General features: G+C 64.2%; 11 protein-coding genes and 1 tRNA gene. 2 read left to right on the top strand and 10 right to left on the bottom strand.

The annotated features are described in order from the left end of the window. Positions 1-388 precede the first annotated feature (388 nt). A complete protein-coding gene (locus tag BRAO375_RS27850) occupies positions 389-1,312 on the bottom strand; it encodes a LysR family transcriptional regulator (protein WP_006610484.1) in 924 nt (307 codons plus the stop codon). Positions 1,313-1,319: 7 nt separating this feature from the next. Continuing rightward, on the bottom strand, positions 1,320-2,285 hold the full coding sequence (trxB, locus tag BRAO375_RS27855) for a thioredoxin-disulfide reductase (protein WP_009030774.1): 966 nt from the start codon (positions 2,283-2,285) through the stop codon (positions 1,320-1,322). Between the two features lie 282 nt (positions 2,286-2,567). Here trxB and BRAO375_RS27860 point away from each other — a divergent pair, with 282 nt between their 5' ends. Next, on the top strand, positions 2,568-3,047 hold the full coding sequence (locus BRAO375_RS27860) for an Lrp/AsnC family transcriptional regulator (RefSeq protein WP_009030776.1): 480 nt from the start codon (positions 2,568-2,570) through the stop codon (positions 3,045-3,047). Between the two features lie 128 nt (positions 3,048-3,175). On the opposite strand, the gene BRAO375_RS27865 is transcribed toward BRAO375_RS27860, so the two are convergent. The 5 genes from BRAO375_RS27865 to BRAO375_RS27880 form a co-directional block, all read right to left on the bottom strand. Then, positions 3,176-3,580: a DoxX family protein gene (locus BRAO375_RS27865; RefSeq protein ID WP_009030777.1), complete on the bottom strand. Its 405-nt coding sequence runs from the start codon at positions 3,578-3,580 to the stop codon at positions 3,176-3,178. 244 nt (positions 3,581-3,824) lie between these two features. Continuing rightward, positions 3,825-4,301, bottom strand: a complete 477-nt coding sequence (gene greA / locus BRAO375_RS27870) for a transcription elongation factor GreA (RefSeq protein ID WP_009030778.1) — start codon at positions 4,299-4,301, stop codon at positions 3,825-3,827. A 211-nt stretch (positions 4,302-4,512) separates the two neighbouring features. After that, the gene (gene carB / locus BRAO375_RS27875) at positions 4,513-7,977 is read right to left on the bottom strand and encodes a carbamoyl-phosphate synthase large subunit (RefSeq protein WP_009030779.1); all 3,465 of its coding nucleotides are present in this window, start codon (positions 7,975-7,977) and stop codon (positions 4,513-4,515) included. 245 nt (positions 7,978-8,222) lie between these two features. Then, positions 8,223-8,299: transfer RNA gene (locus BRAO375_RS38220), tRNA-OTHER, on the bottom strand. A gap of 98 nt (positions 8,300-8,397) precedes the next feature. Next, positions 8,398-9,099 (bottom strand): class I SAM-dependent methyltransferase, encoded by a 702-nt coding sequence (locus BRAO375_RS27880; RefSeq protein WP_009030780.1) that lies wholly within the window; start codon positions 9,097-9,099, stop codon positions 8,398-8,400. Between the two features lie 108 nt (positions 9,100-9,207). Between BRAO375_RS27880 and BRAO375_RS27885 the strand changes: the two genes are divergently transcribed. Further along, complete coding sequence (locus BRAO375_RS27885) at positions 9,208-9,735, top strand: Dps family protein (protein ID WP_009030781.1); 528 nt, start codon at positions 9,208-9,210, stop codon at positions 9,733-9,735. Between the two features lie 83 nt (positions 9,736-9,818). Here the strand turns inward: BRAO375_RS27885 and BRAO375_RS27890 are convergent, their stop codons facing one another. From BRAO375_RS27890 to BRAO375_RS27900, 3 genes are all read right to left on the bottom strand, one after another. Beyond that, a complete protein-coding gene (locus tag BRAO375_RS27890; RefSeq protein ID WP_009030782.1) occupies positions 9,819-10,712 on the bottom strand; it encodes an MBL fold metallo-hydrolase in 894 nt (297 codons plus the stop codon). Between the two features lie 29 nt (positions 10,713-10,741). After that, positions 10,742-11,194 (bottom strand): DUF6691 family protein, encoded by a 453-nt coding sequence (locus tag BRAO375_RS27895; protein ID WP_009030783.1) that lies wholly within the window; start codon positions 11,192-11,194, stop codon positions 10,742-10,744. Positions 11,195-11,201: 7 nt separating this feature from the next. After that, a partial coding sequence (locus tag BRAO375_RS27900) for a YeeE/YedE family protein (protein WP_035642638.1) occupies positions 11,202-11,472 on the bottom strand: 271 nt, incomplete at its 5' end.

The following is an 11,472-nucleotide window of genomic DNA, read 5'->3' on the forward strand; positions in this document are numbered from 1 at the left end:
GCGGCGGGGCTGGTGATGCGGCGTGAACTCGGAAGAGTGTCTAGCGCGCGCGTCCACATGTCCCCGGGCGGGGACCTTTTTTCGACGACAGCTTGGCGTGCGACGACGTGGACATGTGGTCTACATGCGCGGTGAACGCTGCTGTGTCAACGACACAGGTGCGCGGCGACAGAACAACTTGACCAAAAAAATAGCCGGGCCCGATGAGCCCGGCTGAAGGTATTGGCCAATGAGGCCGACACAATCACCTTCCAAGAGGGATTCCTGAGCGCTTGCGCCACTGGAGGAGGGGGACAATGCGCAGCGCCAACGCTCAGCACGCCTGCAGTATGGTCCCCGATGCGGCCCTGCAGCAACCAGGTGCACCGCATGTCAGACATGCACAATATCAGGCCGGCCAGCGCTGTGCTTTGCTCACGACAAAGTCACGGAACACTTGCACGCGCGCGACCGTCTTCAACTCCTCCGGATAGACGAAGTAGGTGTCGAGCTGGATCGAGTCGGACTCGCCGAACAACTGCACCAGTCGGCTGTTCTCCTCGACGAGATAGTCGGGCAGTGCGGCGATGCCGAGCCCCTGCTGGCAGGCGCGGACGAGGCCGAGGATGTTGTTGACGCGGAAATAGGCCTCGCGCGGACCGGAGCCGTTCCGTCCGGCGTCGACCAGCCAGCTGCGGTTCTGCAGATGCGGAGCGACCTGACCGTCGGCCAGCATGATGATGCGATGATCATCGAGCTCGTCGAGCGTCCGCGGCGTGCCGAAGCGCTTCACATATTCGGGAGAACAATAGGCGTGGAAGCTGATCGCGAACAGCTTGCGCTGGATGAGATCGGGCTGCGTCGGCTTGCGGGTGCGGATCGCGACGTCCGCCTCACGCATCGACAGGTCCAGCTCCTCGTCGGTCACGATCAGCGAGATCCGGATCTCCGGATACATCGCGGTGAATTCGCCGAGCCGCGGGATCAGCCAGTTGATGCCGACACCCGGTGTGGTCGTGATCTTGAGATCGCCGCTCGGCCGCTCGCGGCTGTCGGTCAGCTTGGCGCGTGCGGCCTGCAGCTGCATGAAGACGTCGTGCGCCGTCCGGAACAGCAGGTCGCCCTGCTCGGTCAGGATGAGGCCGCGCGCGTGACGATGAAACAGCGAGACCGCGAGCTCCTGCTCCAGCGCGCTGACCTGGCGCGACACTGCCGATTGCGACAGCCCGAGCTGCTCCCCGGCATGCGTGAAGCTGCCTGCTTCCGCCGCTGCGTGAAACACCTTCAGCTTGTCCCAATCCATATCCGTAAATCCATCCCGTGAACGTGGCATCGTCAGTTCATTCCGCAGCGGCGCGTTCGCTCGCCGCGTGGGCGAGGAAGCGTTCGGCCTCGAGGGCGGCCATGCAGCCCATGCCGGCGGCGGTGATCGCCTGCCGATAGGTTTCGTCGGCGACGTCGCCGGCCGCAAAAACGCCGGGGACAGACGTCGCCGTCGAGCCCGGCACCACCTCGACATAGCCGGAGGGTTTCAGCTTCAGCTGACCTGCCACCAGCTCGGTGGCCGGCGCATGGCCGATCGCGACGAACACGCCGTCGGCCGGCAGCTCGGTGAGCGCGCCGGTCTTGACGTTCTTGAGCCGGACATGTGTCACCTTCGACGGTGAGCTGGCGCCGCAGATCTCGTCGAGCGCGCTGTCCCAGACGACCTTGATCTTGGGATGCTTGAACAGCCGCTCCTGCAGGATGCGCTCGGCGCGGAAATGATCGCGCCGGTGCACGACCGTGACGGTCGAGGCGAAATTGGTCAGGAACAGCGCTTCCTCGACGGCCGTGTTGCCGCCACCGACCACGATGACCTCCTTGCCGCGATAGAAGAAGCCGTCGCAGGTGGCGCAGGCCGAAACGCCGAAGCCCTTGAACGTTTCTTCCGACGGCAGTCCGAGCCAGCGCGCCTGGGCGCCAGTCGCCAGGATCACCGTCTCGGCAAGATAGACGTCGCCGGAGTCGCAGGTCAGGCGGAACGGACGCTGGCCGAGCTCCAGCTTGGTTACCAGATCGGTCCTGATCTGGGCGCCGACGTGAGTCGCCTGCTTCTCCATCTGCTCCATCAGCCAGGGACCCTGGATGACGTCGGCGAAGCCGGGGTAGTTCTCCACATCGGTGGTGATCGTGAGCTGGCCGCCCGGTTGAATGCCCTGGATCAGCACAGGCTCAAGCATGGCCCGTGCCGCGTAGATCGCCGCCGTGTAGCCGGCGGGGCCGGAACCGATGATGACGACTTTGGCATGGATCGGGGCTTGCATGGTGACCGTGACTCGCTGGAAAGGGGGAGATTGACGACGCAGCGAGCGGAATGCGTGGAAGAAACGCCCCGAAGCCCCATCGAAAATGTCAAATCCAAGTCTAAGGCATCTGGCAAGCTATGCAAGAATTGCAACGCATCTCGGCGAATTTTCCCTTCACGACCCGGTCAACAGGGGAAATCTAGAGTAATAAAATTGCGCAAATTCACCGGCTTGCGCTAAGAGATTGCCGTCCGCCCGGGGGCCTGCCTCCCGCCTGTTCCCGCCAGCCCCTAAATCCCCGTGACCAAGAATCTTGACGAGATCGATCTCAAAATCCTGAGCGAAATTCAGGCCGACGGCAGGATCACCAATGTGGAACTGGCCAAGCGGGTTGGCATCTCGCCGCCGCCGTGCCTGCGGCGGGTCCGGACCCTGGAAGAGGAAGGCTACATCACCGGCTATCGGGGCTTGCTCGACCCGCGCAAGCTCGGCTTCGACGTCACCGTGTTCGCCTCGGTCCACCTGTCGAGCCAGGCCGACGCGGACCTGAAGGCATTCGAGGAGTTCGTCCGGTCCGAGCCGCTGGTGCGGGAGTGCTGGATGCTGTCCGGCGAGGTCGACTTCATCCTGAAATGCGTGGCGCCGGACATGGCGACGTTCCAGGAATTCGTGACACATCTGACGGCGGCGCCGCATGTGCGCAATGTGCGAACGTCGCTGGTGCTGCACAACTCGAAATACGAGGCGGCGGTGCCGCTTGAGGTCAAGGGACGCAGCTAAGTCTCGGCGGTCATTCCGGGGCAGCCCCGCAGGGGCTGAACCCGGAATCTCGAGATTGCACGCTCAGCTCTGGATTCCGGGTTCGATGCTGGCGCATCGCTCCGGAATGACGCCCCAAATAGACGGGCTCAGCTCTTCTTGCGCAGCAGCGCGTCGAGGCTGAACGGGCCGCCGCCGGCCGTCGCCAAATACAGGCAGGAGAAGCAGAACGCGATCGCCGCGGTGCCGTTGTTCAGCAGCGGCAGCCAGACCGGCTCGCCGGTCTTGAACATGTGGCCGAGGAAATAGGCGAAGGCCATCTGGCCCGAGAGGATGAATGCGACCGGCCGCGTGAGCAGGCCGACCATCAGCAGCGCGCCGAGCACGAGCTCGATCATGCCGGCCGTGTAGATCAGCGGCGGGACGTTGGCGAAGTACGGGATCACCGGAAACTTGAAGATCTTCGCCACGCCGTACTGAAACAGCAGAAGGCCTATGATGAAGCGAAACAGGCTGAGCACAGCCGGTTGCCATTTCGAGAGCATCTGCTCCATGTCTGATCATCCCCCAAATCAAAGTCATCATGATGCGGCGCGAGCGCCGGGCCGGTTCGAGCGGCGCGGCTCGCCGATCCCTGCACTAGCCCATTCACTAAACCCCGTCACCGCCGCGTATCTTCCGGTCCCGATGAATTGACCAGGTGCTGGCGAATGTCTTCAGGCCGGTCGCGGACCCGTAAAACGAGAAAGAGCTGCGCTTTCGCGCAGCCCTTGTTGAAACCGGCGTTTTCAATATGGCTCAGCGCCACTCGACCTTGGCGATCTCATAGGACTTCGCGCCGCCCGGAGCCATCACCTCCACGGTGGTCCCCATCTTCTTGCCGATCAGCGCGCGCGCCAGCGGCGAGGTAATCGAGATCTTGCCTTTCTTGGCGTCCGCCTCGACCTCGCCGACGATCTGCCAAACCGCCTTCTTCTCGGTGTCCTCGTCGATCAGAGTCACGGTCGCGCCGAACTTGATCGTGTCGCCGGACAGCTTGGTGACGTCGATGATGTCGGCGCGCGCGAGCTTGTCTTCGAGCTCGGCGATGCGGCCTTCATTGTGCGACTGCTCTTCCTTGGCGGCGTGATATTCCGCATTCTCCGACAGGTCGCCATGCGAGCGCGCTTCGGCGATATGCTCGATGATGCGCGGGCGGTCCACCGACTGTCGCTGCTTCAGCTCGGTCTCCAGCGCGGCGTAGCCGCCCGCAGTCATGGGAACCTTTTCAACCATCTCTTCTCGTCCTTCAGTCGTGCGGGCTGGGCCGCGCACGATCAGCATCTCCAGAATGGGCCTTTAGGACCCAAAAGCATAGCCGCTCGGCCCGATGATAGCGACCCGTCAAAGGCCGGACCAACATCAAACGGAGCGGCGAGTTCCTGCCGAGAGGCTTTATTTCCGATTATTGCCAACCGCTTAGCGGGCTCTCGCCCGCGCCACGCGATTAGTTTTCGGAAAAGTAACTCTGCAAGGTGCGGACCTCAAGGTCTCCCCCGAGATAGGCGCGGATGCCTTGCGCAGCCGCCACGGCACCCGAAAGAGTGGTGTAATACGGCACTTTATGCAAGAGGGCAGCGCGCCGCAGCGATCGGCTGTCGGCCAGCGCCTGCGGCCCTTCGGTGGTGTTGAAGACCAGCTGGATGTCGCCATTGGTGATGGCGTCCACGATGTGCGGCCGTCCCTCCAGCACCTTGTTGATCTTCTCGGTCGGGACGCCCTGATCGACAAGGAAGCGCTGGGTGCCGGACGTCGCAACGACCTTGAAGCCGTGCTCGTGCAGCATCCGCACCACCTCGGTGATTCGGGCCTTGTCGCTTTCGCGCACCGAGACGAACACGGTGCCCTTGCGCGGCACCCGCGTGCCGCCGCCGAGCTGGCTCTTGGCGAACGCCACCGCGAAGGAGCGGTCGATGCCCATCACCTCGCCGGTGGAGCGCATCTCCGGGCCAAGCACTGTGTCGACGCCGGGGAAGCGGGCGAACGGGAAGACCGATTCCTTGACGCCGACATGTTTCAGCGCGCGCTTCTTGAGGCCGAAATCGGCGAGCTTCTCGCCCGCCATGATTCGTGCCGCGATCTTGGCGACCGGCGTGCCGACCACCTTGGCAACGAAGGGCACCGTGCGCGAGGCGCGCGGGTTCACCTCGAGCACATAGATCGTGCCGTCCTTGATCGCATATTGCACGTTCATCAGGCCGACGACGTCGAGCCCGAGCGCGAGCTCGCGGGTCTGCCGCTCCAACTCGGCGATCATGGCCTCGTCCAGGGAATGCGGCGGCAGCGAGCAGGCGGAATCGCCGGAATGGATGCCGGCCTCCTCGATGTGCTCCATGATTCCGACCACGAAGGTGTCCTTGCCGTCGCACAGGCAGTCGACATCGACCTCGGTGGCATCGGACAGATAGCGGTCGAACAGCAGCGGGTTCTTGCCGAGCACCGTGTTGATCTGGCCGGTCTTGTCGTTGGGATAGCGCGCCTTGACGTCCGCGGGCACCAGCTCGGGCAGGGTGCCGAGAAGGTAGTCGCTGAGCTGGTTGTCCTCGCGGATGATCTGCATCGCGCGGCCGCCGAGCACGTAGGACGGACGCACCACCAGCGGCAGGCCGAGATCGGCCGCAACGAGCCGCGCCTGCTCGACCGAGTAGGCGATGCCGTTCTTCGGCTGCTTCAGGTGCAGCTTGTCGAGGACGCGCTTGAAACGGTCGCGGTCCTCGGCGAGGTCGATCGCCTCCGGCGAGGTGCCGAGGATCGGCACGTCGGCTGCTTCCAGCGCACGGGCCAGCTTCAGCGGCGTCTGGCCGCCGAACTGCACGATCACGCCATGCAGCGTGCCGTTCTTGCGCTCGGTCGCGATGATCTCGAGCACGTCCTCGGCCGTGAGCGGCTCGAAATACAGCCGGTCGGCGGTGTCGTAGTCGGTCGACACGGTCTCCGGATTGCAGTTGACCATGATGGTCTCGTAGCCGGCATCGGCCAGCGCGAAACACGCGTGGCAGCAGCAATAGTCGAACTCGATGCCCTGGCCGATCCGGTTCGGACCGCCGCCGAGGATGATCACCTTCTTCTTGTCCGACGGCGCGCTCTCGTCGCCGAGTTGGCCGGCAAACGGTGTCTCGTAGCTCGAATACATGTAGGCGGTGGGCGAGGCGAACTCGGCCGCGCAGGTGTCGATGCGCTTGAACGCCGGACGGATACCAAGCGCATGCCGCTTGCTGGCGACCTCGGCCTCGGTGGTGTTGGCGAGCACCGCGAGACGCGCGTCGGAGAAGCCCATCGCCTTCAACGTGCGCATGCCCGTGGCGTTCGGCGGCAGGCCGTGACGGCGGACCTTGTCCTCCATCTCGACGATGCCGCGCATCTGCGCCAGGAACCAGGGATCGATCTTGCAGGAGTTGAAGATGTCCTCGTCCGACCAGCCGAGGCGCATCGCCTGCGCCACCTGGAGGATGCGGTTCGGCGTCGGCGTGCCCAGGGCGGCGCGGATCGCGTTCTTGTCGTCGCCACGGCCGAGCCCCTCGATGTCGATCTCGTCGAGGCCGGTCAGTCCGGTCTCGAGGCCGCGCAGCGCCTTCTGCAGGCTCTCCTGGAAGGTGCGGCCGATCGCCATCACTTCGCCGACCGACTTCATCGAGGTCGTCAGCGTGGTCGAGGCCCCCGGGAATTTCTCGAAGGCAAAACGGGGAATTTTGGTGACGACGTAGTCGATCGTCGGCTCGAACGAGGCCGGGGTCGCGCCGCCCGTGATGTCGTTGGCGATCTCGTCGAGCGTGTAGCCGACCGCGAGCTTGGCCGCGACCTTGGCGATCGGGAAGCCCGTGGCTTTTGAGGCCAGCGCCGAGGAGCGCGACACGCGCGGATTCATCTCGATCACGACCATGCGGCCGTCGGCCGGATTGACGCCGAACTGCACATTGGAGCCGCCGGTCTCGACGCCGATCTCGCGCAGCACCGCCAGCGAGGCGTCGCGCATGATCTGGTATTCCTTGTCGGTGAGCGTCAGCGCCGGCGCGACGGTGATGGAATCGCCGGTGTGCACGCCCATCGGATCGAGGTTCTCGATCGAGCAGACGATGATGCAGTTGTCCTTTTTGTCGCGGACGACCTCCATCTCGTACTCTTTCCACCCGAGCACCGACTCTTCGATCAGCACTTCGTTGGTAGGGGAGGCGTCGAGACCGCGCTCGATGATGTCGAGGAATTCTTCCTTGTTGTAGGCGATGCCGCCGCCGGTGCCGCCCATCGTGAAGGACGGACGAATGATCGCAGGCAGGCCGATCTCGGACAGCGCCATGAGCGCCTCGCCGAGGGCGTGCTCCTGGTAGCGCTTGCGGCGGTCGTTTTCGCCCAGAGTCCATTGCCGGTCGAGCTCGTCGCGCGCGGCGCCGGTGAGCTTCTCGCGCTCGGCAAGATATTTGTCGCGATACTGCTTCTTCAGCGCGGAGGCGTTGGCGAGACGCGACTTCGGCGTCTGCAGCCCGATCTTCTCCATCGCGTTGCGGAACAGCTGGCGGTCCTCGGCCTTGTCGATCGCGTCAGCCGTGGCGCCGATCATCTCGACGTCGAACTTCTCCAGCGTGCCCTGCCGGCGCAGCGACAGCGCGCAGTTCAGCGCGGTCTGGCCGCCCATCGTCGGCAGCAGCGCGAAGCCGCCGGGGATGACGTTGCGCTCCTTCTCGATGATCTTGGCGACGATCTCGGGCGTGATCGGCTCGATATAGGTCGCATCGGCCAATTCCGGATCGGTCATGATCGTGGCCGGGTTGGAATTGACGAGGACGACGCGATAGCCCTCCTCCTTCAGCGCCTTCACCGCCTGCGTACCCGAATAATCGAATTCGCAGGCCTGGCCGATCACGATCGGACCGGCGCCAATGATCAGGATGGTGGAGATGTCGGTTCGTTTCGGCATTCAAGCTCACGGGCAAGAAACGGCAGAGATTTAGGCACAAAAAAAGGGCGCGCGTGCCGCGCGTCCCCGAAGGCCAAGGGAAGGCCAAGGCGCGACCAGTGCTCGCGCGCGAGCGGTCTTTAGACCAGTTTCCTCTGAGCGAAAAGGGTTTTGGGCCGAAATCAACGGCCAATTTGGCCCGGGTGGGGCGGATGGCCGCTGGAGAACCTTAGCCCGCCGAGCAGAAGCTGCGCAGCAGCGCAGGCTGGAGGCCCGGCCTGGACTTGAACCAGGTTCAAGAGCGTTGCACCGCTCTTCGCGTCGTAGCTTCCGCCACCGGGCCGGGAGCGATCTTACCTCTCACGGGCCCGTGAGCCAGTCCATGTTTCCATTAACCCTAATCCGGTTGCAGGAGATGACGCGGCTGCAGCACAAGGCAGGTCAGGTTCCGCTCACCGGCCGCGCCACGAAGGTCATCCGCCAGGGATTGTGGCCGATGTTCTTGGGCGCCCGGACCGCGCTGAAACCGGCCTTCTTCAGCCGCGCGAGAATGTCGGCCTCGCTGTAGCGCTGCAGGCCGACCTTGGTGCGCAGCTGCCGGTAATCGGACAAGGCGGTGGCGACCAGGCCCACCAGGGCATCCTTGAGAAAGCCGTCGCGCGCGGCGAACCGCAGCAGCGCCAGGACGTCTCTCCCCATGCCGACCTCCGGCTGCAGGATGTCGCCGAGAACGAACTTTCCTGAAGGCTTGAGCAGCCGGCGGATGACCGCCAGCGCCGCATCGAACTCGCTAGCGCTCATATATTGCGCAACCGAGTTCATGACGACGAGGTCGACCGAAGCTTCCTGCATGTTGCGCAGCTCGTCGAGGGAGCGGACGCGGATCTTGGTATTGGGCGCAAAGCGCGCGATCAGCCGGCCGCGCACACCAGGCGCAGGTTCGGCCAGGATCAATGTCATGCAGGCGTCCGCCACCTTGCCTGCCGACAGCGCCTCGCCGCAGGAATAGTCGAGCACGACGGCATCGGGTGAGGGGATGTAGCCCACGATGTCGCGCGCGATCCCCTGAAAGTGCAGGTCGCGATGCAGCTTGCTCGCATAGATCGTGTGCGTGGAATCGTAATAGTCGATCCAGTCGTCCATGGCGGGTTCCGGCAAACACAGTTCCTTGATCGGAACTGCAGGGGTCAGCGAGCGTTAACGGGTCCGATCACCCGTGTCCATCGCTGCTTCTAACAGGAAGGCTGACCCGTGAGTAAGGCAAAGACCGACAAGACTGCCCCCGAGCTCGATACCCCGACCGATCTGTCGCCGGATGCCGTGAACAAGATTTCGACGGCTCTGAACACTCTGCTGGCCGACGCCTTCGCGCTGTATCTCAAGACCAAGAACTTCCATTGGCACGTCAGTGGCCGGCATTTTCATGACTATCACGAGATGCTGGACGAGCAGTCGGATGCGATCTTCGCCACCACGGACCAGCTGGCCGAGCGGGTCCGCAAGCTCGGCGGCACCACGCTGAAATCGATCAGCCAGGTCAGCAAGCTGCAGACCATCAAGGACAACAACGAGGAGTATGTGCCGCCGCGCGAGATGCTGCGGGAGTTGATGGAGGACAACAAGCACATCGCCGCCGCGATGCGGAAGGCGCACGAATTGTGCGACGACAATGACGATCCGGCGACCGCAGGCCTGCTCGAGACCTTCATCGACGAGACCGAGCGGCGCACCTGGTTCCTGTTCGAGGCGAGCCGCCAGGAAGGCAGCAATGCGGCGTAAGCCGATCATCCGATACGATCTGAAAGGGGACGCGCTGCGACGACGTGGCGCGTCTCTTGTCGTTTGCCTTGGGAGTGCGCCGCTCAGAGCGTGTTGAGCGGCACCTTCAGGAACCGTCGCCCGCTCTGGTCCGGCGTTGGCAGTCGTCCTGCGTTCATGTTGACCTGCAGCGAGGGGATGATCAGCTTCGGCATCTCCAGCGTGCGGTCGCGGGCCTCGCGGGCGGCCACGAACTCATCTTCGGTGATGCCGTCGCGGACATGGATGTTGTGGGCGCGCTGCTCGGCGACGGTGGTCTCCCAGCGGATGTCGCGGCCATTCGGGCCGTAGTCATGGCACATGAACAGCCGCATCGCATCTGGCAGCTCCAGCACCCGGCGGATCGAGCGATACAGCGTGCGCGCATCGCCACCCGGAAAATCGGCGCGGGCCGAGCCGCCATCGGGCATGAACAGCGTGTCGCCGACGAACGCGGCGTCGCCGATCACATGGGTCATGCAGGCCGGCGTATGACCCGGCGTATGCATTGCGAACCCGGTCATGCCGCCGATCTCATAGCTGTCGCCATCCTGGAACAGGCGGTCGAACTGGCTGCCATCGCGCTGGAACTCGGTGCCCTCGTTGAAGATCTTGCCGAAGGTCTCCTGCACGATCCGGATGTTGACGCCGATCCCGATCTTGCCGCCCAGCTTGGACTGGATGTAGGGCGCGGCCGACAGGTGATCGGCATGGACATGGGTTTCGATGAGCCACTCCAGGCGCCAGCCGTTGCTCTGGATCAGACGAATGATCTTGTCGGCCGAAACCGGCGCAACTCGGCCGGAGGCGTAATCGATGTCCATCACGGAATCGATCACGGCGCAGGCGGGCGAGTTCGGGTCCTTGACCACATAGCTCACCGTATTGGTCGCCGGATCAAAGAAGGGGGTGATGTCGGGCTTCACTGACAGATCAACCGGATGCGGGATGCTGGGCATGTGAACCTCCGCCGAAGCGTATCTTCTTGTCATTCCGAAAGTGCAACGCCGAGCGCCGGCTGGCGGTTCGCGAGCATGCGCGCGGCGGCCATCCCGATCATCATCGCGATCACGAACAGGACGATCGCGGGCGAGCCGTAGCCGAGCGCGACAAAGGCCGGGCCTGGGCAGATGCCGGCAAGACCCCAGCCGATGCCGAAGATGGCCGGCCCTGTTGCGATGCGCCAATCCAGCGTCTGCGATGGCGGCAGATGGAAACGGTCGTCGAGGACAGGACGCCGGCGCCGGAAGATGAGCCGGAAACCAACGAAGGCGACACTGACGGCGCCCGCCATCACAAGCATGAGGCTGGGGTCCCAGCCGCCGGTGCGGATCGCCGCGATGTCGAGGAAGCCGAGCACCTTCTCCGGATTGGACATGCCGGAGAGAAGCAGGCCGAGCCCGAACACGAGGCCGATGATGAACTGGATCAGGATGATCATGTCAGCCTCACATCACATGCCGGACGAGGAACGTGGTCGCGACCGCGGTGGCCATGAACACCAGGGTGGCGAGAATGGATCGCGGCGACAGGCTGGCGATGCCGCAGACGCCATGGCCTGAGGTGCAGCCATTGCCCCAGACCGCGCCAAAGCCGACCAGCAATCCCGCCACCATGAGCGCCGTCGGGCCGACCTGGAGGAGGAGGGGCGGCATGCCCCCCGTCGTGACCCGCACCAGCAGGGCCGCGGCGACGAGGCCGGCGATAAAGGCGAGCCGG

The organism is Bradyrhizobium sp. ORS 375 (assembly GCF_000239775.1).
Lineage (GTDB): Bacteria > Pseudomonadota > Alphaproteobacteria > Rhizobiales > Xanthobacteraceae > Bradyrhizobium.